Annotated in this window: 22 protein-coding genes, 1 tRNA gene and 1 pseudogene; 14 read left to right on the top strand and 10 right to left on the bottom strand. The window is 63.6% G+C overall.

Annotated features, from left to right (window positions below; translation table 11 throughout):
- Positions 1-388 precede the first annotated feature (388 nt).
- Positions 389-1,039, bottom strand: a complete 651-nt coding sequence (locus ACYU03_RS07755) for a thiopurine S-methyltransferase (protein WP_461889474.1) — start codon at positions 1,037-1,039, stop codon at positions 389-391.
- Positions 1,040-1,142: 103 nt separating this feature from the next.
- Between ACYU03_RS07755 and ACYU03_RS07750 the strand changes: the two genes are divergently transcribed.
- Complete coding sequence (locus ACYU03_RS07750) at positions 1,143-1,910, top strand: DODA-type extradiol aromatic ring-opening family dioxygenase (protein ID WP_461889472.1); 768 nt, start codon at positions 1,143-1,145, stop codon at positions 1,908-1,910.
- A 339-nt stretch (positions 1,911-2,249) separates the two neighbouring features.
- Here the strand turns inward: ACYU03_RS07750 and ACYU03_RS07745 are convergent.
- Both ACYU03_RS07745 and ACYU03_RS07740 read right to left on the bottom strand, forming a co-directional pair.
- Positions 2,250-3,945, bottom strand: a pseudogene (locus ACYU03_RS07745) (DEAD/DEAH box helicase).
- Positions 3,946-4,335: 390 nt separating this feature from the next.
- On the bottom strand, positions 4,336-5,091 hold the full coding sequence (locus ACYU03_RS07740; RefSeq protein WP_461889470.1) for a spermidine synthase: 756 nt from the start codon (positions 5,089-5,091) through the stop codon (positions 4,336-4,338).
- A gap of 128 nt (positions 5,092-5,219) precedes the next feature.
- Here ACYU03_RS07740 and ACYU03_RS07735 point away from each other — a divergent pair, with 128 nt between their 5' ends.
- A complete protein-coding gene (locus ACYU03_RS07735) occupies positions 5,220-6,566 on the top strand; it encodes a class II 3-deoxy-7-phosphoheptulonate synthase (RefSeq protein WP_461889468.1) in 1,347 nt (448 codons plus the stop codon).
- Here ACYU03_RS07735 and ACYU03_RS07730 read toward each other — a convergent pair.
- Positions 6,547-7,779, bottom strand: coding sequence for a winged helix-turn-helix domain-containing protein (locus ACYU03_RS07730; RefSeq protein WP_461889466.1), 1,233 nt, complete (start codon positions 7,777-7,779; stop codon positions 6,547-6,549). The two genes, ACYU03_RS07735 and ACYU03_RS07730, sit on opposite strands and share 20 nt — an antisense overlap.
- Positions 7,780-7,897: 118 nt before the next feature.
- The gene (locus ACYU03_RS07725; protein ID WP_461889465.1) at positions 7,898-8,131 is read right to left on the bottom strand and encodes a DUF1127 domain-containing protein; all 234 of its coding nucleotides are present in this window, start codon (positions 8,129-8,131) and stop codon (positions 7,898-7,900) included.
- 97 nt (positions 8,132-8,228) lie between these two features.
- On the opposite strand from ACYU03_RS07725, the gene ACYU03_RS07720 reads away from it, so the two are divergent.
- Positions 8,229-9,080 (top strand): LysR substrate-binding domain-containing protein, encoded by an 852-nt coding sequence (locus ACYU03_RS07720; protein ID WP_461889463.1) that lies wholly within the window; start codon positions 8,229-8,231, stop codon positions 9,078-9,080.
- Positions 9,081-9,140: 60 nt separating this feature from the next.
- On the opposite strand, the gene ACYU03_RS07715 is transcribed toward ACYU03_RS07720, so the two are convergent.
- The gene (locus tag ACYU03_RS07715) at positions 9,141-9,890 is read right to left on the bottom strand and encodes a sulfite exporter TauE/SafE family protein (protein ID WP_461889461.1); all 750 of its coding nucleotides are present in this window, start codon (positions 9,888-9,890) and stop codon (positions 9,141-9,143) included.
- Between the two features lie 111 nt (positions 9,891-10,001).
- Here ACYU03_RS07715 and ACYU03_RS07710 point away from each other — a divergent pair, with 111 nt between their 5' ends.
- The 3 genes from ACYU03_RS07710 (at position 10,002) to ACYU03_RS07700 (ending at position 12,026) form a co-directional block, all read left to right on the top strand.
- Positions 10,002-10,958, top strand: a complete 957-nt coding sequence (locus tag ACYU03_RS07710; protein WP_461889459.1) for a LysR family transcriptional regulator — start codon at positions 10,002-10,004, stop codon at positions 10,956-10,958.
- Positions 10,959-11,014: 56 nt separating this feature from the next.
- Complete coding sequence (locus ACYU03_RS07705) at positions 11,015-11,470, top strand: MarR family winged helix-turn-helix transcriptional regulator (protein ID WP_461889458.1); 456 nt, start codon at positions 11,015-11,017, stop codon at positions 11,468-11,470.
- A 127-nt stretch (positions 11,471-11,597) separates the two neighbouring features.
- Positions 11,598-12,026, top strand: coding sequence for an organic hydroperoxide resistance protein (locus tag ACYU03_RS07700; RefSeq protein WP_461889456.1), 429 nt, complete (start codon positions 11,598-11,600; stop codon positions 12,024-12,026).
- A 79-nt stretch (positions 12,027-12,105) separates the two neighbouring features.
- Here the strand turns inward: ACYU03_RS07700 and efp are convergent, their stop codons facing one another.
- Together efp and earP are read right to left on the bottom strand one after the other, a co-directional pair.
- Positions 12,106-12,675 (bottom strand): elongation factor P, encoded by a 570-nt coding sequence (gene efp / locus ACYU03_RS07695; RefSeq protein WP_461889455.1) that lies wholly within the window; start codon positions 12,673-12,675, stop codon positions 12,106-12,108.
- 48 nt (positions 12,676-12,723) lie between these two features.
- On the bottom strand, positions 12,724-13,857 hold the full coding sequence (gene earP, locus ACYU03_RS07690; protein ID WP_461889453.1) for an elongation factor P maturation arginine rhamnosyltransferase EarP: 1,134 nt from the start codon (positions 13,855-13,857) through the stop codon (positions 12,724-12,726).
- Between the two features lie 129 nt (positions 13,858-13,986).
- On the opposite strand from earP, the gene ACYU03_RS07685 reads away from it, so the two are divergent.
- Positions 13,987-14,367 (top strand): hypothetical protein, encoded by a 381-nt coding sequence (locus ACYU03_RS07685; protein WP_461889451.1) that lies wholly within the window; start codon positions 13,987-13,989, stop codon positions 14,365-14,367.
- Between the two features lie 2 nt (positions 14,368-14,369).
- Positions 14,370-14,852, top strand: coding sequence for a GreA/GreB family elongation factor (locus ACYU03_RS07680; RefSeq protein WP_461889449.1), 483 nt, complete (start codon positions 14,370-14,372; stop codon positions 14,850-14,852).
- A gap of 65 nt (positions 14,853-14,917) precedes the next feature.
- On the opposite strand, the gene ACYU03_RS07675 is transcribed toward ACYU03_RS07680, so the two are convergent.
- Positions 14,918-15,850: a LysR family transcriptional regulator gene (locus tag ACYU03_RS07675; RefSeq protein ID WP_461889447.1), complete on the bottom strand. Its 933-nt coding sequence runs from the start codon at positions 15,848-15,850 to the stop codon at positions 14,918-14,920.
- Positions 15,851-15,973: 123 nt separating this feature from the next.
- Between ACYU03_RS07675 and ACYU03_RS07670 the strand changes: the two genes are divergently transcribed.
- The 4 genes from ACYU03_RS07670 (at position 15,974) to ACYU03_RS07655 (ending at position 20,880) form a co-directional block, all read left to right on the top strand.
- Positions 15,974-16,723 (top strand): 3-oxoacyl-ACP reductase family protein, encoded by a 750-nt coding sequence (locus ACYU03_RS07670; protein WP_461889445.1) that lies wholly within the window; start codon positions 15,974-15,976, stop codon positions 16,721-16,723.
- Between the two features lie 87 nt (positions 16,724-16,810).
- Positions 16,811-18,004, top strand: coding sequence for an MFS transporter (locus ACYU03_RS07665; RefSeq protein WP_461889443.1), 1,194 nt, complete (start codon positions 16,811-16,813; stop codon positions 18,002-18,004).
- A gap of 170 nt (positions 18,005-18,174) precedes the next feature.
- Positions 18,175-18,555, top strand: coding sequence for a hypothetical protein (locus ACYU03_RS07660; protein WP_461889441.1), 381 nt, complete (start codon positions 18,175-18,177; stop codon positions 18,553-18,555).
- A 192-nt stretch (positions 18,556-18,747) separates the two neighbouring features.
- Positions 18,748-20,880, top strand: a complete 2,133-nt coding sequence (locus ACYU03_RS07655) for a TonB-dependent siderophore receptor (protein ID WP_461889439.1) — start codon at positions 18,748-18,750, stop codon at positions 20,878-20,880.
- 234 nt (positions 20,881-21,114) lie between these two features.
- On the opposite strand, the gene ACYU03_RS07650 is transcribed toward ACYU03_RS07655, so the two are convergent.
- Positions 21,115-21,204, bottom strand: a tRNA-Ser gene (locus ACYU03_RS07650).
- Between the two features lie 287 nt (positions 21,205-21,491).
- Between ACYU03_RS07650 and ACYU03_RS07645 the strand changes: the two genes are divergently transcribed.
- Positions 21,492-22,181, top strand: coding sequence for a crotonase/enoyl-CoA hydratase family protein (locus ACYU03_RS07645; protein WP_461889437.1), 690 nt, complete (start codon positions 21,492-21,494; stop codon positions 22,179-22,181).
- A gap of 169 nt (positions 22,182-22,350) precedes the next feature.
- Positions 22,351-23,070 carry a lysophospholipid acyltransferase family protein gene (locus tag ACYU03_RS07640; RefSeq protein WP_461889435.1) on the top strand — a complete coding sequence of 240 codons (720 nt, stop codon included), beginning with the start codon at positions 22,351-22,353 and terminating at the stop codon, positions 23,068-23,070.
- The last annotated feature ends 62 nt before the right edge of the window (positions 23,071-23,132 follow it).

Here is a 23,132-nt window from a genome sequence, read left to right as displayed (position 1 = left end):
GAGTGCCTTCAGATGGGGCTGCTACGCAGCCCATCGCGACACAAGGCCGCTCCCACAGAGGGCTTGCAAGCCACGCGTTTACGTATCGGCAAGCCTCTTGTGGGAGCGGCCTTGTGTCACGATGGGGCGCGCAGCGGCCCCAAACCATACGACAGATGTCTTAAGTGAACAGCATTAGACCGAAGTCGCCTTTTTTGTGCTCGTTGTCCCGCCCTCACAAGGCCGCTCCCACAGAGAGCTTGCAAGCCACGCGTTTACGTATCGGCAAGCCTCTTGTGGGAGCGGCCTTGTGTCGCGATGGGCGCGCAGCGGCCCCAAACCATACGACAGATGTCTTAAGCGAACAGTATTAGACCGAAGTCGCCTTTTTGTGCTCGTTGTTCCGTCCTCAACGCTGTATCCGATATACCCGCTCGAACAGGCTAGGCACTCCGACCTGGAGAAACTTAGGGCTGTCCTGGAGGATATCGCAAGCCTCCACCTGCCCTACCCGCCAGTCAGCGAACAGCCGCATCACCTCGCCATCCGACACGGCAAAGGGTGGTCCATCCAACCTTGCCTGGTCGTAGTCCAGAGTCACCAGCAGCAGGTCACAACTGGCCGGCAATACCTGCGCCAGGTGCCCCACATAACGCTCACGCATGGCCGGCGGCAAGGCGATCAGGGCCGCGCGGTCATAGAGCGCGGCGCAGTCAGCGACATCACCGGCCTGAAGCGCGAAAAAATCACCGCACCACAACTCGACCTCGCCGCTGCGCCAGACCGTGAAAGCATCGTGCTCGAACACCTCGGCTTCCAGGCCCTGCTCATGGAAGAAGTCCAGCACCGCCCGCTCCGAGAGTTCCACCCCCAGCACTCGGTACCCCTGGGCCGCCAACCAGATCATGTCCAGGCTCTTGCCGCATAGCGGCACCAGCACCCGGCTGCCCGGCGCCAGGCCCAACGAAGGCCAATGATTTTGCAGGTATGCGTTCACCTGGGGTTGGTGAAAGCCGATCTGGTTATCCGCCCAGCGCTTGTGCCAGAACTCCGGTTCCATGGATTGCTCCCGATAATTCGATTGAAAGGCCGTAAAACTTGTATTGGATCAGAATACGGCACCTAGCCGAAAATAGAGCCATCTTAATCTCCAGGACTACTCCATGCTGCCCAGCCTGTTCATTTCCCACGGTTCCCCCATGCTGGCCTTGCGGCCAGAAGCCAGCGGGCCTGCCTTGGCCACGCTGGCAGCGGTCTTGCCTCGACCCAAGGCAATCGTGTTGGTTTCCGCCCACTGGGAGAGCAGCGATCTGATGGTGAGCAGCCATCCGCATCCCGAGACCTTGCATGACTTCTACGGCTTTCCTGCCGCCCTGTACGCTGTGCAGTACCCTGCCCCAGGCGACCCGGCGCTGGCAGCGCGTGTCAGCGAGCTGCTGAACGCCGCAGGCCTGCCATCCCAGCTCGATCCACAACGACCGTTCGACCATGGTGCCTGGGTACCGCTGTCGCTGATGTATCCACAGGCCGACATACCGGTAATCCAACTGTCACTGCCCAGCCGGCTCGGTCCAGCCTTGCAAGTCCGGGTCGGGCAGGCCCTGGCCGGGTTGCGCGAGAAAGATGTTCTTCTGGTTGGCTCCGGCAGTATCACCCACAACCTCGGCGAGTTGGATTGGCATGCTGGCCCGGATGCCATCGAACCCTGGGCCCTGGCATTCCGCGATTGGGTAGTGGACAAACTGGCCGCAGGCGACCTGACGGCCCTACTCGATTACCGTCAGCAAGCGCCCTTCGCCGTGCGCAACCACCCCAGTGACGAGCACCTGTTACCGTTGTTCTTTGCCCTCGGGGCGGGCGAGCAATTCGGGATCGTGCACCAGGGCTTTACCCTCGGAGCATTGGGGATGGATATCTACCGCTTCGACTGACGCCTCTGGCAAGGCTTCGCCAGCACCAACTGGCGATGGGCCGGTTACAGCGGATCGCCTCCAGCCGATACCCATGGCCCAGGCAAAAAAAATCCCCGAACCAGTCGCAATGCTGTTCACTTAAGCTGGAGTGCCTACAGGTGGGGCTGCTATGCAGCCCATCGCGAAACAAGGCCGCTCCCACAGAGGGCTTGCAAGCCACGCGTTTACGTATCGGCAAGCCTCTTGTGGGAGCGGCCTTGTTTCGCGATGGGGCGCGCAGCGGCCCCAAACCATACGACAGAAGTCTTAAGTGAACAGCATTACCGAACCAGTCGGGGATTTTTCGTTGCTCGCGGATCAGTCCTCGCGGTAACGGCGCAGCTTGAGCTGCTTACCGGCCACGCGGGTATCCTTGAGCTTGGACAGCAGGCGTTCCAGGCCTTCTTCCGGCAGCTCGATCAGACTGAAGCTGTCACGAACTTGGATACGGCCGATGGCCTCGCGAGCCAAGCCGCCTTCGTTGAGGATCGCGCCCAGCAGGTTCTTGGCAGCGATACCGTCACGGGCACCCAAGGCGGTGCGGCAACGGGCACGGCCTTCACCCAGCGGCATCGGCGCACGACGTTCACGCTCACCACGCTCGCTGCGTTCACCGCTGCGCTCGCGCGGGGTGTAGGTCGGCACCAGCGGCTGCTCGCGCTCCACGGCTTCCAGGTTCAGCGCCTGGCCATTGGTGGCCTTGCGCAGCAGGGCGGAAGCCAGGGCACGCGGGCTGCAGCCCAGGTCGGCGGTCAGGCGATCCAGCAGGTCGCCATGGCTGGCTTCCGACTCGGCCACCAGCGGCGCCAGGCTCGAGGTGAGCTTCTTGATGCGGGCATCCAGCACAGCCTGGGCATTCGGCAGGCGTGCTTCGGCAACCTTCTGCCCGGTCACACGCTCGATTACCTGCAGCATGCGGCGCTCACGCGGGGTGACCAGCAACAGCGCACGGCCTTCGCGACCGGCACGGCCGGTACGGCCGATACGGTGCACGTAGGACTCAGGGTCGTACGGCATGTCGACGTTGAACACGTGGGTGATACGCGGCACGTCCAGGCCACGGGCAGCGACGTCGGTGGCGACGACGATGTCCAGGCGACCGTCCTTGAGCGAGTCGATCACGCGCTCACGCTGGTTCTGGGCGATGTCGCCGTTCAGCGCGGCAGCCTTGTAGCCTTTGGCTTCAAGGGCGCTGGCCAGGTCCAGGGTGGCTTGCTTGGTACGCACGAAGGCGATCAGCGCGTCGAACTCTTCCACTTCCAGCAGACGCAGCACGGCCGGGATCTTCTGGTCGGCGTGGACCATCAGGTGGGCCTGGTCGATGGCGGTGACGGTCTGGGTCTTGCTCTGGATCTTGACGTGCTTCGGCTCACGCAGGTGGCGCTCGGCGATGGCACGGATCGAGGCCGGCAGGGTGGCCGAGAACAGCACGGTCTGGCGGGTCTCGGGGAGGGCCTTGAAGATCACTTCCAGGTCGTCCATGAAGCCCAGCTTGAGCATTTCGTCAGCTTCGTCGAGCACCAGGTGCTTGACGGTGGACAGGACCTTCTCGTCGCGACGCAGGTGGTCGCACAGACGGCCCGGGGTAGCGACGACGATCTGCGCGCCGTTGCGAATGGCTTTGAGTTGTGGGCCCATCGGGGCACCACCGTACACGGCCACCACGTTCACGCCCGGCATCTGCTTGGCGTAGGTTTCGAAGGCGGTGGCTACTTGCAGCGCCAACTCACGGGTTGGCGCCAGGATCAGGGCTTGCGGTTCGCGCTTGCTCGTGTCGATACGGTTGAGGATCGGCAGTGCGAAGGCAGCGGTCTTGCCGGTGCCAGTCTGCGCCTGGCCGATCATGTCGTGACCGGCGAGGATGATCGGGATCGACTGTTGCTGGATGGCAGATGGCTCTTCGTAGCCGGTGGCCAATACTGCAGCAACAATACTTGGATGAAGATCGAGAGCGGCGAATCCGCCGGTTTCCTGGGTCATGGGTCTGCCTCTAAGTGCATCCGCAAAGACCCATGCTCCAAAGCTGCACATGCCTTGAAAGACCCGAGGGTCACCCAGGCAGCTTTGGCGGCGGGGATTTGCGAAAACGATTGAAAAAGGAACATCTTGGGGAGGTCCGCCTAGCGGACACGCAGCCGAAGCTGAGTTCGGAGGATTTGCACCACCTAAATTGAAGGTCCGCTAAAAGACCGGCGCGTACTATACCTGAATTCGAGCCAGACGTAAGATTTTTTTCGCAAACGAAAGCCAGTGCCAAGCCATTGCCGATAGCCGGCTGAAACGATTTATTCAGGACAGTACGGGCGCCCTGGTGTAGAGCGGTCTTGTGTCGCGAAGCGGCCGAAAAGCCTTTAGTCAAGGTATGTCAGACCGATCAGGGCAGGTTTGACGTTCTCTGGATTTCTCAGGTCGCCGGGCGAATCAGTTCGATCAACAGTTGCAGAGAGTACCCCAGGCGCGGCGCCAAGGCCGCAGCACGGGCGCGCAGCCCCTGATGGTCCAGCGTCTGCTCGAGGTCGGCAGGGACGATCAGGATCACGTTGCCCTCCTTGACCGGCAACTCCCAGTAATGACGGTGATAGAGCCCACGCAGCAAGGCAGCACCGAGCGGCTTGCCGTCATCGCCGGCCCATTGGTTGATAACCAGCCAGCCGCCCGGGTTGAGGTGCTTCTGGCAGTTCTCCAGAAACCCCCAGGCCAGGTGCCCGACGCCCGGGCCATGGTCGGTATAGAGGTCGACGAAGATCAGGTCAGCGGTTTCGGCGCTGGACAGCAGCTCCAGGGCGTCGCCAACACGGATGTACAGGCGCGGGTCGTCGTCCAGGCCCAAATACTCCATGGCCAGGCGTGGCACGTCCGGGCGCAGCTCGATGACCTCGACGTCTTCCAGTGGCAGGAACTTCATGCACGCCTGAGTCAGGGTACCGGCGCCCAGGCCCAGGAACAGCGAGCTCTCCGGCTGCGCGTGGCACAGCGCGCCGATCAGCATGGCACGGGTGTAGTCATACTCCAGCCAGCTGGGGTCGGCAGTGAACACGCAGCTCTGCTCGATCGCCTCGCCGAACTCGAGGAAGCGATAGTCCTCGACCTCCAGCACGCTGATGGTGCCAAACGCATCCTGCACCTGCGCCAGAAGCCGCTCTTCCCGATCCCCTGCCATGCGTTCTCCCGGCACCCAGCCGCTCAAGCAAAGCGCCTATTGTCCGCCAATGCCGCCAGTGCAACAAGCGCACCGGCAGCTGATACCATGACAGGCATGCCTATCATCCAATAATGACCGAGCCTGTGATGAACCAACCCTGGAGTCCTGACAGCTGGCGCGCCCTGCCGATCCAGCAGCAACCGACCTACCCTGACGCCGCACACCTGCTCAAGGTCGAGCAGGCCCTGGCCGGCTACCCCCCGCTGGTATTCGCCGGCGAAGCCCGCGAACTGCGTCGCCAGTTCGCCGAGGTCACCCAGGGCCGGGCCTTCCTCCTGCAGGGGGGCGATTGCGCCGAGAGCTTCGCCGAGTTTTCCGCGGCGAAGATCCGCGACACCTTCAAGGTGCTGCTGCAGATGGCGATCGTCATGACCTTCGCCGCCGGCTGCCCGGTGGTCAAGGTAGGGCGCATGGCTGGGCAGTTCGCCAAGCCGCGCTCCTCGGGCGATGAGACGATCAACGGCGTCACCCTGCCCGCCTACCGCGGCGACATCGTCAACGGCATCGGCTTCGATGAAACAAGCCGCGTGCCCGACCCAGAACGCCTGCTGCAGGCCTACCACCAGGCCACCGCCAGCCTCAACCTGCTGCGCGCCTTCGCCCAAGGCGGCTTCGCCGACCTGCACCAGGTGCACAAATGGAACCTGGACTTCATCGCCAACTCCGCTCTGGCCGAGAAGTACCACCAGTTGGCCGACCGTATCGACGAGACCCTGGCCTTCATGCGCGCCTGCGGCCTGGACACCGCACCGCAGTTGCGCGAGACCAGTTTTTTCACCGCCCACGAAGCGCTGCTGCTCAACTATGAGGAAGCCTTTGTCCGTCGCGACAGTCTGACCGGTGACTACTACGATTGCTCGGCGCATATGCTGTGGATCGGCGACCGAACCCGCCAGCTCGACGGCGCCCATGTCGAGTTCCTGCGTGGCGTGCACAACCCGATCGGGGTCAAGGTCGGCCCAAGCATGGACCCCGAAGAACTGATCCGCCTGATTGACCGGCTCAACCCCGACAACGACCCGGGCCGCCTCAACCTGATCGTGCGCATGGGCGCCGGCAAGGTCGGCGATCACCTGCCGGGGCTGATCCGCACCGTCGAGCGCGAGGGCCGCCAGGTGCTGTGGAGCTCGGACCCGATGCACGGCAACACCATCAAGGCCAGCAGCGGCTACAAGACCCGCGACTTCGCGCAGATCCTCAGCGAGGTCAAGCAGTTCTTCCAGGTACACCAGGCCGAGGGCAGCTACGCGGGCGGCATCCACATCGAGATGACCGGACAGAACGTCACCGAGTGCATCGGCGGCGCCCGGCCGATCACCGAAGACGCCCTCTCAGACCGCTACCACACCCATTGCGACCCACGGATGAACGCCGACCAGTCGCTGGAGCTGGCCTTCCTGATCGCCGAGACCCTCAAGCAGGTTCGACGCTGAGCGACTCGCGCAACAGCGCCTGACGTAGCCGGGCGCTGGTTTCTCGCGGGCAGTTCAACTGCACCCGCGCCAGGCCCAGCCACCCCGCCAAGCGCAACAGGTTGTGGGCCAGGGCCTGCATCCCGGCTTCGTCCAGCCCTGGTTGCTCCTCATGCACGGCATGCACCGCCAACTGATCGTTGGCCCGTTCGGCGCGCAGGTCCAGGCGCGCAGCGATCCGTTCGCCGTGCAGGAATGGCAGCACATAGTAGCCATACACCCGCTTGTGCGCCGGCGTGTAGATCTCCAGGCGGTAGCGGAAGCCGAACAGCCGCTCGGTGCGCCCCCGGTCCCAGATCAACGAATCGAAAGGCGACAGCAGGGCACTGGCCTCGACGCGCCGGGGCACACGCGGCTTGCCGGGGCAATAGGCGGGCTGCTTCCAACCTTGCACCGTGCAAGGTTGCAGGCGGCCATCGGCGAGCAATTCGGCCAGCGCTGCCCGACTTTGCAACGGGGTAAGGCGGAAGTAGTCACGCAGGTCTTGCTCGGTGGCCACACCCAGGGCCGTGGCGGCGTGCAGCACCAGGCCTTGCTGGGCCTCAGTCTCAGAGGGTTCAGGCTGGGCGAGCAAAGCGGCCGGCAACACCCGCTCCGGCAAATCATACAAACGCTCGAAGCCCCGCCGCCCGGCCACCGTCACCTCCCCTGCGGCGAACAGCCATTCCAGTGCATGCTTTTCGGCGCTCCAGTCCCACCAGGGTCCGGCGCGCTCCTGGCGGGTCGACAGGCTGCCCGCGCCCAATGCGCCCTGCTCGCGCACGGCGCCCAGAACGCGGGCGATGGTCGCCTGCTGTTCGCGGCCGAACTGCGCCAACTGCCGGTAGATGCCTCGCCCCTGTGCGGCGTGAGCCATGCGCCAACGCAGCAAGGGATAAAGGCTCAAAGGCAACAGCGAGGCCTCATGGCCCCAGTACTCGAAGAGTTGGCGCTGACGCCCACGCCCCCAGGCCAGTTGGTCGAGGGCGGCAGGCGAATAGTCGCCCAGGCGGGAGAACAATGGCAGGTAATGGGAGCGCACCAGCGCGTTGACCGAGTCGATCTGCAGCACACCCAGGCGCATCAGCATGCGCTTGAGAGCACCGGGCGCCGACGGATTGGCCGAGGCAGCGCCAAAGCCCTGGGCGGACAGGGCCAGGCGCCGGGCCTGGGCGAGGGAAAGGCTGAAAGACATGCAGGGCTCCTTCGATAATGCCTTTCTACCTTAGCAGTCCCCTGCCACCACCCTGCCTCAGGCGACTGGAGAAACAACTGTCTTGTACGGCTACAGCGCCAGCCAATCAGGACAGTGCTCACTTGCGAAACGGATCATCCCAGAACGGCCGCTCCACTTCCTGGAGAACATCCGCCCGGGTCAGCCCCAGGTCGCGGAGCGTCTCCTCACTGAGGCTGGCGAGCTCCTGACGCTGACGATACAACTGCTGCCAACGCGCCAGGCGTCGGACCATCGCCAGGGCAAAGCCACTCAGGGAAACGCCATGCCGATGAGGTTTGAAATGCAGGATGCTGCTGTTATGACCTTTCATCTTGATGCCCTCCATGAAGGATGGCGTCAGTGTCGCGCCGGGATTAAGATCAATCCAACGAATGTTTCTTATGCCTTGCATCTAGGAGATTGATGCAATGTCCCAGTACCAGAGCCTCGATTCAGACGTACTGCGCACCTTCGTCGCCATTGCCGAGCAAGGCGGCTTCACCCGCGCTGGCGAGATAGTCAACCGCACCCAGTCAGCCGTGAGCATGCAGATGAAGCGCCTGGAGGAAGACATCCTGCAGCGCCAGCTGTTCGAGCGCGACGGTCGCCAGGTGCGCCTGACCGCCGAAGGCCAGGTGCTGCTCGGCTATGCCCGGCGTATCCTCAAGTTGCAAGGCGAGGTGTTCAACACCTTGCGCATGCCGCACATGGTTGGCGTGGTACGCATCGGTACGCCGGACGACTATGCCATGCGCTTTCTGCCGGGCATCCTGTCGAGCTTTGCCCAGGCCTACCCACTGATCCAGGTGGAGCTGCATTGCGAGCCCTCCAAGCAGCTAATGCTGCGCCAAGATCTGGACCTGACCATCGTCACCCGGGAACCGGGCTCCGAGGTCGGCCAGTTGCTGCGTCAAGAGCGCCTGGTATGGGCAGCGGCGCAGGGCTTCTGCCCGCACGAGCAGCGGCCGATGCCGCTGGCGATGTTCAATACCGACTGTTTCTGCCGCGCCTGGACCTGCAATGCCCTGGAGGCCATCGAGATGGACTACCGCATCGCCTACACCGCCCCCAGCCTGGCAGCGATCTTTGCCATTGTCAGCGCAGGCCTTGCCGTCACCGCCCAGTTGCAGAGCCTGGTCAGTGACAACCTGCGCATCCTCGGTGAGAACGAAGGCTTGCCGCAGCTACCGCTGGCCAATGTCATGCTGCTGCGCAACCCGCAAAGCCACTCGCCGATCACCGACAGCATGGCCGACTACATCATCGAAGGTTTTGGCTAGGAGGCTAGCGATGCACTTGCCATGGACGAAGGCCTGCATCACCGCCGATAAACCGCAGCATCAGATCTTGAATGCAAGCATGACGGCACAGATGACGAGGAAACCGCAGAACAGCGAACGCAGGACCTTTTCCGGCAGGGCATGGGCCAATTTCACGCCCCAACTGATGCTCAGCAGGCCACCCACGGCCAGGGGAATGCCCATGTGCCAATCGACGGTGTGGTGCCAACCATAGGTCAACAGGGTGACCGTGGTGCTCGGCGCGGCCAGGGCCAGGGACAGGCCCTGGGCCACCACCTGGGTGGTGCCGAAGACACTGGTCAGCACCGGCGTGGCTACCACTGCGCCCCCGACCCCGAACAGCCCTCCCATGGCGCCAGCGAAACTACCAAGCACGCCAAGCCACGGCCAGGGGTAACGCAGTTCATTGCTTGGCTTTACCGTGCGCATGAACATCCGTGCCAGGTTCCAGACGGCTAACGCCACCAGGAACGCCACAAAGCCCAGGCGCATCGCCTGGGCATCGAGGCCGACCGCCCAGATCGAGCCGAACCAGGCGAAGATGAAACTGCACAGCGCCAGGGGCACAGCATGGCGCAATTCGATGCGGTTACGCTGGTGATAGCGCCACAACGCCAGCAACACGTTCGGCACCACCATCACCAGTGCCGTGCCCTGGGCCAGTTGTTGGTCCAGGCCGAACAGCACCCCCAAGGCTGGAATGGCGATCAAGCCACCACCGATGCCGAACAAACCACCCACCGTGCCCAACGCAGCGCCCAACCCGATATACATCAACCACTCGATCATCAGCGCCTCATCCGCTTGCTCAATGAATGCATGCTACCCAGTGAGGGCTGGCGGGGAAACGCACAGCAACGCACAATGGCTATGCGTATTCCGCAAAGGCAGATTGATCCGATGAGCCCCGACACCCTGACTGAACAACTGCGCCTGTTTCTCGATGTACTGGAAACAGGCAGTTTCTCCGCCGCAGCCCGGCGCTACCCACTGACGCCATCGGCGGTGGCCCGGCGCATCGACAATCTGGAGAATGCCGTGGGCAGCCGCCTGTTCGTGCGCAGCACCCATGCGGTGCGCCCTACTCCAGCAGGCAATGCCTTTGCCGAGCGGGCCCGGCGTATCGTCGAGGAACTGCGCCTGGCCCGGGCCGAAGCCGTGTCCCTGAGCAGCGCGCCGGAGGGCCTGATCCGTATCGACGCCCCGGCGGCGTTCGGCCGCCGCCACCTGGCCCCAGCTATCGCCGATTTCCTGGTCGCTTACCCCGGCCTGGATGTGCAACTGCGCCTGATCGACAGCTTCGTCGACATGCATGGCAGCCACTTGGGAGAGGTCGACCTGGTGCTGCGCGCCGGCCCCTTGGCCGACACGCGGCTGGTGGCCACACCCTTGGCGTACATGGTGCGCATCGCCTGTGCCAGCCCTGCATACCTGGCCCGGCGTGGCTTGCCCGCCTGCCCCAGCGAACTGCCGGAGCATGACGGCCTGGACTGGGATGGCCTGGCGCCCCCCTTTGCCTGGCGCTTCGCGGTGGCGGGCCAGGTACGCCTGTACCGCCCGGCACGCATGCGCATGACTGCCAACAATGCCGAAACTCTGCTGTTCGGGGCCCTGGCCGGCCTGGGCATCGCCCACCTGCCGACGTGGCTGATCAGCGACTACCTGCTGCGCGGCGAACTGCTGCCGCTGTTCTGCGACGATGGACTGCCGCAACCCGAAACCAGCGGCATCTATGCCCTGCGCCTGGAACATGAAACGAACTCTCGCAGCCGCTTGCTGCTCGAATTTCTCAAGAGCCGTTTCAGCCCGGTGCCACCTTGGGACCTGGCCCTGCGCAGTGAACTGCGCTGGCAATGAGCACGCAAATGGTTTGCGTGCTAAATTTCATCTGACATTCGAATTCAAGGACCTGCATGAACGCTGACATCCAAGCCCCCTGCGACGAGCTGCTGCTGGACAATCAGGTCTGTTTCGCCCTGCACTCCACCTCGCTGCTGATGACCAAGGTCTATAAGCCCCTGCTGCAAGCACTCGGGCTGACCTACCCGCAATACCTGGCCATGCTCGTGCTTTGGGAGCAGGACGGCCTGACCGTGGGCGAGATCAGCCAGCGCCTGCTCACCGACCCGGGTTCGCTCACTCCGCTGCTCAAGCGCCTGGAAAGCGAAGGCCTGCTCAAGCGCACCCGCAGCCGGGAGGACGAACGCGTGGTGCTAGTGCAACTGACCGATCAGGGCCGCGCCCTGCAGGCACAGGCCAAGCGTGTGCCGCAGTGCATCCTGGCCGCCAGCGGACAAAGCCTGGAACGCCTGCAAAAGCTGCAGGCCGAGCTGCTGGAATTGCGCGCGAGCCTGCAAAAGAGCCTCTGAGGTCTATGCTGTGGATGACCGCTCGTAAGGGAGGTCGAAAATTTATCTTGTGCACAAAATAATTGTGCGCTAATTTAAATCCCGTACCTACCCAGCGCCACGGCGCAGCACACAAACGAGGCTCAAGATGCAAAAGGTCACTCCGCTGTACATCGCAGAAGCAACCTCCACCGGCGGCCGCGACGGCGCCTCCCGTTCCAGCGACGGCAAGCTCGAAGTCAAGCTGAGCACCCCCAAGGAGTTGGGCGGCGCAGGTGGAGAAGGCACCAACCCTGAGCAGATGTTCGCCGCCGGCTACTCGGCCTGCTTTATCGGCGCCCTGAAGTTCGTTGCCGGCCAGCAGAAGAAACAACTGCCAGCCGATTCGTCGATCACCGCCCGTGTCGGTATCGGCCAGATCCCTGGTGGGTTCGGCCTGGATATCGACCTGAACATCAACCTGCCTGGCCTGGAGCAGGCCGATGCCCAGAAGCTGGTTGAAGCGGCTCACCAAGTCTGCCCGTACTCCAACGCCACCCGCGGCAATGTGGATGTGCGGTTGCATGTAACAGTGTAAGGATCCAGCCCGCAGGCACCTGTTTCACAGACACAAAAAAACCCGGCCAAGGCCGGGTTTTTCGTGGGCGCCAGGAAGATTACTTCTTGGAACGGCCCTTGAAGCTGTTGTCGCGGGTGTCGATATCGATCCACTCGTCGATCTGGATGAAGTCGGCAACCTGGATCTCGGTGCCGTTCTTCAGCTTGGCAGGTTTCATGACCTTGCCCGAGGTGTCGCCACGGGCGGCGTTCTCGGTGTAGACAACCTGGCGGCTGATGGTGGTCGGCAGCTCTACCGATACCAGGCGCTCTTCGAAGAACACGGCTTCGCAGACGTCTTCCATGCCTTCTTCGATGTACGGCAGAACGGCCTCGATGTCTTCGGCGTTCAGTTCGTACATGGTGTAGTCGGTGGTGTCCATGAAGGTGTAAGAGTCACCGCTGATGAACGACAGGGTCGCTTCTTTGCGATCCAGGATCACGTCATCCAGCTTGTCGTCCGCACCGTAGACGGTTTCGGTCTTGTAGCCGGTCAGCAGGTTCTTCAGCTTGGTCTTCATGATCGCGCTGTTACGGCCCGATTTGGTGAATTCAGCTTTCTGAACCAGCCACGGGTCGTTGTCGATCCGCAGCACGGTACCGGGTTTGAGTTCTTTACCAGTTTTCATTACGAAGTATCCGAATCTGGATGGATTTATAAAAATCAAGGCCGCGTATCATAGCGAATTTCGGTAAAACTGTACCAGCGCCGCAGCAAGGTCCGGCCGAGCGGCCTGGAATTCGCACCACTGGCGCGCGTGCTGCTGCAGTTCATCCCAGTGCACCAGAGCCTCCCGCCAGGCCTGGCCCATGTCGCGGTCCATGTTCCAGGCGCGCCACAACCCGACCAACGCCGTCCCGGCAGCGTCCGACAAGCCTTGTCGATAATGCCCCAGAAAAGCCTCGAGTTTTTCCCAATGGGCATTTTCCTCCTGCACGTAGATGTGCCAAAGCATCGGCCGTGCCGCCCATTGGGCGCGGACGAAAGAGTCTTCACCGCGCACCGCATTGAAATCACAGCACCAGAGCAGCCGGTCATAGTCGTCCTGGCTGACGAACGGCAGGATCTGCAGGGTCAACGCGCCACGCTGGCGCAGGTCGCCGACGGTCAGGACGGGCTCACCGAGCCAGGCGCAGACATCACCGAGGACGCGCCCCTCCGGAACCAGCATATGGCTGGGCCGGTTGTCGGCAGCCAAGGCATCCAGCCAGTTGCCCAGTTGTGGGTTCTCGTAGGCGAACAGTGAGATCAGCCGCGCACCCGCTTGTGGCTGCACACCCAGGCCCTGCAGGAACGCCTGGCGCGTGGCCCCGTCCTGTTCGAACGCCTGGCGCCGGCTCAACAGTGAAGCTTCGCGCAACAGGCCACCGGTTTTCTCGGTGAACCCAGGAAAGAAGAACACCTTGCGTAGCCCGTTGGCCTGGGGCGACGGCAAACCGTGGCAACCGTCCACCCAGTCCTCGGCGCTGAGGTACTCGAGGTTCAGCCACAGTGGCGGCGCGGGATGCGCGCGCATGGCTTCTATGTAACCTTGTGGCAGCTGGCATGCGAACGCTCCGATCACCACGTCCGCCGGCTCAACGGCCTGCCAGGGCGCGGCCCACAGACGCACCTCGACACCCTGCTGCCACTGCTGCCCTGCCCCGGAATCGGCCTGTGGGCACAGGCGCACAAAGGCCTTGAGGTCATCCACCCACAGGCGTACGGCCAGGTCGTGCTCGGCCGCCAACTGCCGGGCCAGGCGCCAGGTCACACCGATATCGCCATAGTTATCGACAACCGAGCAGAAGATATCCCAGGTGGTTTTCATGCCGACTCCTCGCACCGGGCGGAAAAACCGCCGATTCTGCGGATAAATTCTCGCCGGCGAAAGCGCCGGTGCCGAAAAAACTTCACCGGTCATGCGACAATCGCCCCCTGCCCTGCCAAGAGGCCCACCATGCCCCGTCAACGCGAACTGAAGATCACCCTCAAGCCCCTGCCACTGATCGGCTGCGTAGCGCTCGGCCTGTGGCTGGGCGCCGTGGCCATCGCCCTGAGCCTGTGGCTCGCCTTGCGCCTGTGGCCCGGGCAGGTGCAGCCGGTGGTCCAGGCCATCGTCCCTCCCGCCAGCGCTCCAGCCCCAGCAGACGATGCCCAGGCCGCGATGTTCGAGCGCTACAAGGACATCCTGCAGCAGCAGGAAATTCAGCAGGCGGCAGCGGCAGCCCAGGCCAACCCGGGCAATCTGAACAACCCCAAGTGCCAGTTCTGGTTGCAACAGAACCGCACCGCGCCGACCGACAAGAGCCAAGCCAACGTCCTCGAGTTCTGCTACTGACCATGAACAAGGCCGACCTGCTGCACCGTATCCTCGCCACCCTGGAGCACGACCTCGACACACTCCGCCGTGCCGCCCAGACCGCCTACGAAACCGCCACCGCCGAAGAGAACATCGCCGAGAACAAGTACGACACCCTCAGCCTGGAAGCCTCTTACCTGGCCACCGGCCAGGCCCGCCGCGCAGGGGAAATCCGCCAGGCTCTGCTGGCCTACCAGCAACTGGTGCTGCGCGAATATGACCCGGCGCAAGGCATACAGGTCAGCAACCTGGTCACCCTCGAAGATGAAGAAGGCCAATGCCGTGTGCTGTTCCTCGGCCCTGAAGCCGCCGGACTGAAGATCGGCGAAGCAGAAGAGCAAGTCACCGTGATCACCCCACGCTCGCCCCTGGGCCAGCAGTTGCTGGGCAAGGTCGAGGACGATGAGGTGAGCCTGGTGCTGGCGGGAGTGACGCAGGTGCACGTGGTGGTCGAAGCAGTCTGAGCCCCTACAGGCCCGGCGTAGTCAAACAAAGCCCGCGAAGAGGCCGTCACCACGATGGACAGCGCTCACACAGGCTCCAGCGCATCGAACCGCCGCGCCAGCCCTCGCGCGGCGAACTGCTCAATCACGAAATCGATGAACGCCCGGGTCTTGCCCGGCAACAGCTTATGCTCGGCGTAGTACAGGCTGATGTTGCCATCGTCCACGTACCAGTCCGGCAGTACCCGTTGCAACCGCCCCGCCACCAGGTAGGGCACGGCGAACGGCAAGCTGACCAGGGCGATGCCCAATCCTTGCTCGGCGACGGCGCAGGCGGCGTCCGAATCACTCATCGTCATGGCCTGGCGCAGCTTCAACGGGCTCTGTTCCTGTTGCCGGCTGGTCAACGGCCAGGAACGCACACGCCCGGTCTGCGGCGAGCGGATCAGGATGCCAGCGTGCCGCTCCAGCACTTGCGGCGAGTCGACCGGCCCATGCCGCTCCAGATAGGCCGGCGCCGCCACCAGCACCCTGTGCGCCGGGGTCAGCCTGCGAGCCACCACCCCCGGCGGCAGTTCGAAGCCACCGCCAATGGCCGCATCGAACCCCTGGCCGATCAGGTCGACCTGACGATTGTCGAAGTGCCAGTCCGGGATGATCGCCGGAAACCGGCGCAGGAATTCACCCAACAATGGCAGCACATAAAGGCGCCCGAACACCGTACCCATGCTGACCCTGAGCAACCCGGCCGGCTGGCCTTCGGCGCTGGCCAGGTTAGTCACCGCATACTGGATAGTGCGGAAGCTGTCGCTCACTTCGCCGAGAAAACGCTGGCCCGCCTCGGTCAAGGTCAGCTTACGCGTACTGCGCAGGAACAGGCGCACACCCAGGCGCACCTCCAACTGCGCGACATTCTTGCCGACTGCCGCCGGGGTAAGGCTCAACCGCCGAGCAGCCTCGGCAAAACTGCCGACTTCGGCGCTGCGGATGAAGCACTCAAGGCTGTTGAAGGTTTCCATGCTCGATTACAAACCCTGGGTTTACACTGAGTATCTCGATTACCAGCTTATCAGAGGGTAATCGTGGGTCGATACTGCACACATCCAAGGCATCCAGCCTTGCGCTCTTTTCGGGAGAACAGCATGTCGACGCAAGATAACCTCAAGGGCAAAGTGGCCTTGGTCCAAGGTGGCTCACGCGGCATCGGCGCCGCCATCGTCAAGCGCCTGGCCAGCGAAGGTGCCCGTGTGGCCTTTACCTATGCCAGCTCAGCCGCCCCGGCCCAGGCACTGGTCGAGCAGGTCCAGAGTGCCGGCGGCCAGGCCCTGGCGATCCATGCCGACAGCGCCGACGCCCGCGCGGTGCAGCAGGCGGTGGAAGACACGGTGAAGGCCTTCGGTCGTCTGGACATCCTGGTCAACAATGCCGGCGTGTTGGCCGTGGCCCCGGTGACCGAGTTCGACCTGGCGGACTTCGACCGCATCCTGGCCATCAATGTGCGCAGCGTCTTCGTCGCCAGCCAGGCCGCAGCCCGGCACATGGGCCAGGGCGGGCGCATCATCAACATCGGCAGCACCAACGCCGAACGCATGCCCTTCGCCGGCGGCGGCCCCTATGCCATGAGCAAGTCGGCGCTAGTCGGACTGACCCGTGGCTTGGCCCGCGACCTCGGCCCATTGGGCATCACCATCAACAACGTGCAACCCGGCCCGGTGGACACCGACATGAATCCGGCCGATGGCGAATTCGCCGAGAGCCTGATCGGCTTGATGGCCATCGGCCGCTACGGCCATGTGGACGAGATCGCCAGCTTCGTCGCCTATCTGGCCGGGCCTGAAGCGGGCTATATCACCGGTGCCAGCCTGACCATCGATGGCGGGTTCGCCGCCTGAACCAATGCCCCGGCCCACCGGGGCATTGGCATGATCCGAGCCGATTACCGATACTGCACAGCCAACGCCGCCAACACGAGACACCCGATGCAAACCCCGCCCCTGAGCCGCGCCCTGATCCTGCTGATGGCCACCGCCACCGGCCTGGCCGTGGCCAGCAACTACTACGCCCAGCCCTTGCTGCACAGCATCGCCGAATACTTCGGCCTGAGCACCGCCAGCGCGGGCAGCATCGTCATCGCAGCCCAACTGAGCTATGGCGCCGGCCTGCTCCTGCTGGCGCCACTGGGTGACCTGTTCGAGCAACGCCGGCTGATCGTCAGCATGATCGCCATCGCCACCCTCGGCCTGCTCATCAGCGCCTGCGCGCCCAGCCTGCCGTGGCTGATCCTCGGTACGACACTGACCGGCCTGTTCTCGGTGGTGGCCCAGGTCCTGGTGCCCATGGCCGCGGCGCTCAGCGCGCCGGAGCAGCGCGGGCGAGCGGTAGGCACCCTGATGAGCGGACTGCTGCTGGGCATCCTGTTGGCTCGCACTGCTGCCGGCTTCATGACCGAGTTGGGCGGCTGGCGCAGCATCTACTTGCTGGCGGCTGCGTTGATGGCCCTGTGCGCTATCGCGCTGTATCGCAGCCTGCCGGATCATCGCCAACATGCCGGGCTCAAGTACCCGGCGCTGATCGGTTCGGTGTTCCGCCTGTTCATCGAAGAACCGGTGCTGCGCCTGCGCTCGCTGCTGGGCCTGCTGGCGTTCAGCCTGTTCGCCCTGTTCTGGACCCCACTGGCGTTCCTGCTGGCCCGCGAGCCCTACCACTACTCTGACGCAGTGATCGGGCTGTTCGGCCTGGCCGGCGCGGCCGGGGCACTCTCGGCCAACTGGGCCGGACGCCTGGCCGACCGCGGCAAGGGCGCGCTGGGCACCACCGTGGGCCTGGCCGTACTGGTGCTGTCCTGGGTGCCACTGGGGTTCGCCGAAAGCTCCCTGGCGGCGTTGCTGCTGGGCGTGCTGCTGCTCGACCTGGCAGTGCAACTGGTACACGTCAGCAACCAGAACGCGGTAATCAGCCTGCGGCCAGAGGCCCGCACCCGTCTCAATGCCGGATACATCGCCTGCTACTTCATGGGCGGCGCCCTGGGCTCGCTACTCGGCACCCAGCTGTTCCAGCGCCATGGCTGGATGGGCATTGTCGCCGCGGGAGTGGCCATCGGCGTCGTGGCGCTGCTGGTGTGGGCGCTGGCCGAGCGCAAGCGCCTGACCACGGCACAGGCCGAACTGTCCTGACCGCCTGAGGCCGTCCTCGCCTGCCTAGGGCAAGGACGGGCTCCATCCAGCCTGCCGGGAAATACGCGGCAATCTAGTGCCTACCCTCCGTCGCCTGCTCGTTGACTTGCCTGGGCGGGCAGCGCTCATTTAAGTGTCTGGTCAACAGCCCTTCCTGACAGGACCAAACAATGACAAGACTCACGGTGCAGTCCGGCGATTTCTTGCAAGGTGAAGGCGAGTATCGCAATGGATCGCTCACGCTCAAGACCCCACGCAGCCCCTCGCCGGGCGAACGTATCTCCCTGACACGCATCAAGGACCTCAAGCTGGCCAGCCACGAATCCAACCGCAACTTCGGCAGCGCCCTCGGCTGGGGCATGGCAGGCGCCCTGGTGGCCGGGCCGGTTGGACTGCTAGCCGGGCTTTGGCTAGGCGGCAAGGAAGAAGAGGTCACCTTCCTGGCCACCTTCAAGGATGGCCGCAAACTGATGGCCATCACCGACGGCAAGACCTGGTCGAAGATCGACAATACCTGGCGCAGGCGCCGCTCCCCAACCTCTGGCACTTGAACCTGCCCCCAGCTCGTTCGTTTCACACCCGACAGCATTGAAACAAGGGCCTCGGGGCACTCCTGCCTGTTAACATGGCGCCCCCCTGACCGGCGCAAGGCCGGCAGGCCCTTTCCTGCCCGACACCCTGATATGCCCCCGCCGACAGCAGCCGAACCATAACGGCGCATCCGGCCCTCAAGGAGCTTTTGCATGACCCTGCCCCGCCCTTGCCTGCCGCTGAGCCTGCTCAGCCTCAGCCTGGCCCTGCACACCACCCACAGCCTGGCCGAAACAGGCATCGTCCTGGACCCGCTGCAAGTCTCGGAGGCCTACGGTGATGAGGGCTATCAGGTGCGCCAGGCGTCCGTGGGCGGATTCCAGGCAGCACCCGTGCTCGACACTCCAGCCTCTATCAGCGTGTTCAGCCAACAGCTGCTGCAGGACCGCCAGGTGCGCAAGCTCAGCGAAGTGCTGCAGAGCGATGCGTCGGTGGGCGAAAGCTACGCGCCGATCGGCTACTACGAGAACGTCAATGTGCGCGGCTTCGCGCTCGATGCGGCAAACAGCTACAAGGTCAATGGCCAAACCATCGCAGGCGAACAGAACGTAGCGCTGGAAAACAAGCAGCAAGTGGAACTGCTCAAGGGCCTGGCCGGCTTGCAAAGCGGCATGGCGGCGCCCGGTGGTTTGGTCAACTATGTGACCAAGCGTCCCGAAGAGGTACGCAGCCTGAGCATGGCCACCAATGAACAGGGCGAGCGCTACATCGCCACCGACCTGGGTGGTTGGTTCGGCAGCGAACGACAGTTCGGCCTGCGAGCCAACCTGGCCCATGAAGACATCCGCACCTATGTCGAGCATGCCGATGGCAAGCGCGACTTCGCCTCCCTGGCCTTCGACTGGCAGATCAATCCCGATGCCACCTTGCAGTTGGATGCCGAGTACCAGCAGCGCGAACAGCGCTCGGTACCCGGTTATCAACTGCTCGGCGGCAACAGCCTACCCCACGGGGTCGACCCCGAGGACCGCTTGGCCTACCAGCACTGGGCGAAACCGGTACGAATCGATTCGCTGAACCTCGGCGGACGCTTCGAGTACCGCTTCAGCGATGCCTGGACCGGCATCCTCAGCGCCTCTCGCAGCAAGGTGGTGATCGATGACTACAGTTCGTTCGCCTGGGGCTCGAGCGAAGGGGCGTACTTCGGCAGCAACGGTGACTATGACATCTATGACTATCGCAGCCCCGACGACACCCGGCGTACCGATGAAGCGCAAGCTGCGCTCAAGGGCCGCTTCGACGCGCTGGGGCTGGGCCATGACCTGATCGTGGGTGCCAGCGCCCAGCGCCGTACCCTCGACCAACGCCCGTACTACAACGAGTGGCTGGGCAGCGGCAACATCAATGAGGAGGCACCGGCGCTCGATCCCTCGGACAGGGCTATCGGCTCCAGCAGCCGTCGCCTGGACAGCCGCCAGTACGGCCTGTTCATCAACGACCTCATCACCTTCAATGAGCAATGGCAGACCGTGGTCGGCGCCCGCGAAGTCCGCCTGGACGAAAAAACCTGGGACGAAAACCGCAACGCCGGCCGCCACACCCGTGGCTACCAGTTACTGCCCAATGCCGCGCTGATCTACAAGCCCCGGCCGGACACCACCCTCTATGCCAGCTACAGCAAAGGCCTGTCTGCGGGCGGGACAGCGCCCTGGTTCGCCAGCAACGCCGCCGAGATCCTCGCCCCGACCCTGTCGCGCCAGCTTGAGTTGGGCATCAAGCGTGACTGGCAGGGCCTGAGCCTGAGTGCGGCGCTGTTCCAGATTCGCCAGGCCTACCAGTACGCACGCCCGGACGGTGCTAACGGCTTCACCTATGTGCAGCAGGGTCGGCAAAAGAACACCGGGCTGGAACTGGGCGCCAGTGGCTGGCTGACCTCGCGGTTGCAAGTCCATGCCAGCGCCGCCGCCATCCGCGCCCGGGTGCAGCACAGTGGCACCGATGCCTATGAAGGGCATCAGGCGCTCAATGTGCCGAACCTGCGTGCCGCCGTGCAGGCCGACTACAGCCTGCCGATCCCCGGCCTGGCCCTGCTCGGCGGTGCCCGCTACAGCGCGAGCAAGTACGCCAACCTGGCCGGCACCGTGGAAGCCGGCGGCTACACCGTGTTCGACCTCGGCAGCCGCTACAGCACCCGCATCGCGGGCTATGACACGGTACTGCGACTGACCGTCGACAATGTGTTCGACAAGCGTTACTGGCGGGATGTGGGGGATTACCTGGGCGACAACTACCTGTTCCAAGGTGCGCCGCGTACAGCGCGGTTGTCGGCGTCAGTGAGCTTCTGATTAGCCTGCCCCGGCCTATTAGCGGGCAAGTCGGGACACCGACCGCCGCTTCTACCATCCCCCTGCAAAACCATAAATCCGGGCATGTAGGAGCGGGCTTGCCCGCGATGGCGCGCGCAGCGGCCCTGAATACAGGCATTACGGCTTAAGCAAACCAACACCGCAACAGCACCGCCTGGACACGGAAAAACAAAAAGCCCCCGGACCTTTCGGCACGGGGGCTTTCGTCGAATGTGGCGGTGAAGAAGGGATTCGAACCCTTGATACAGTTTCCTGTATACACACTTTCCAGGCGTGCTCCTTCAACCACTCGGACACTTCACCGGATCTCTTCAAGCTGTTCAGCCTGTCGAGGCGCGCTAATGTAGTCGAATCCTTTCCGGATGGCAAAGGTTTTTTTCAGAATTTTCATGCGCTTAAGCCAATGCGGTGAAAATCCAAGGCTGATAAGGCAATGCTGCCAATCTATCCAGCGCTTTTGCAGCCGCCACAGGCCGCCGCCCAGCCGGCAAGGCGTGGGGGGCGATGGCTGACCAGCCAGTCAGTCTTTGCGCTTTACCTGACGTCGAGGGCTAAGTAACGTCAGCACCACGCACCTAAAGGACTCTGTCATGAGCGAGCTGATTACCTACCACGCCGAAGACGGCATCGCCACCCTGACCCTGAACAACGGCAAGGTCAACGCCATCTCCCCGGATGTCATCGCGGCCTTCAATGCCGCGCTGGACCGCGCCGAGCAAGACCGCGCAGTGGTGGTCATCACCGGCCAACCGGGCATTCTCTCCGGTGGCTACGACCTCAAGGTGATGACTACTGGCCCCAAGGAAGCGGTCGCCCTGGTCACAGCCGGCTCCACCCTGGCCCGGCGCCTGCTCTCGCACCCCTTCCCAGTGATCGTCGCCTGCACCGGCAACGCCGTGGCCAAGGGCGCCTTCCTGCTGCTCTCGGCCGATTACCGCATCGGTGTCGAAGGTCCTTACAAGATCTGCCTGAACGAAGTGCAGATCGGCATGACCATGCACTATGCCGGCATCGAACTGGCCCGCGACCGCCTGCGCCGCTCGGCCTTCCATCGCTCGGTGATCAATGCCGAGGTCTTCGACCCGCATGGCGCGGTGGATGCCGGCTTCCTGGACAAGGTGGTGCCTGCCGAGCAGTTGCAGGAAGCGGCCCTGAACGCCGCCCGCGACTTGAAGAAACTCAACATGCTGGCCCACAAGAACACCAAGCTAAAGGTGCGCAAGGCCCTGCTGGACAGCCTCGACGAAGCCATTATCCGCGACCAGGAACACCTGGGCTGACATTGCCCATCACAGCCCCGGGTAGGCGCCAGCGCCCCATCGCCAGCTGACGCTGGCGCCTACCCGGTTGTACCAGTAGCGGTATAGGCCATGGCCACCGCATCAAGGGTTTGCCCCCACGAGTGCACACCCGTACACTGCGCCGCGACTGTCTGGTGTGAGTCGTATCATGCTTTATCTGATTCGCATGCTGCTTCTGGGGCTGCATTTTCTTCTCGTTGGTGCGCTGGGCCTGGCAATCGGCCTGTTGCGCCCATTCAATCCGGATAACAGCCGCATCTTCGCCCGGCTCTACAGCCGGCCCGCGACCTGGCTGATGCGCCTGCAGGTCAAAGCCGAGGTCGGCCCCTTGTGGGACCAGCCGCCGGGCTGCGTGATCGTCGCCAACCACCAATCCAACTTCGACCTTTTCGTCCTCGGCCAAGTCGTGCCACAACGTACCGTGGCCATCGGCAAAAAGAGCCTGGGCTGGATCCCCTTGTTCGGCCAGCTGTTCTGGCTGGGTGGCAATGTGTTGGTCGACCGCAGCAATGCCTACCAGGCCCGCCGCGCCCTGCAAACCACCACGCGGATCCTGCGCAACGACACCTCGATCTGGATATTCCCCGAAGGTACGCGCAACCCGGGCAACCAGTTGCTGGCGTTCAAGAAAGGCGCGTTCCACATGGCCATCGAGGCTGGCGTGCCGATCGTGCCGGTATGTGTCAGCCGCTATGCCCGGCGCCTGAGCCTGAACAGCTGGCGGCGGCGCAAGGTGATCGTCCGCTCCCTGCCCCCCATCGCGACCGCGGGCCTGAGCCAGCAGGACATCCCGTCCCTGATCGAACAGTGCCGCACGCAGATGCAGCACTGCATCGAGCACATGGAAAACGAATTGCGACACGAGTGATGTATTGCGGGTGCCAGCCGCAAAATTGAGAAGGCACTGGCGAAGTTGCTCTCTTGCCGTCT

The organism is Pseudomonas sp. X10 (genome assembly GCF_054889225.1).
This window is presented reverse-complemented; position numbering and strand designations above follow the sequence as displayed.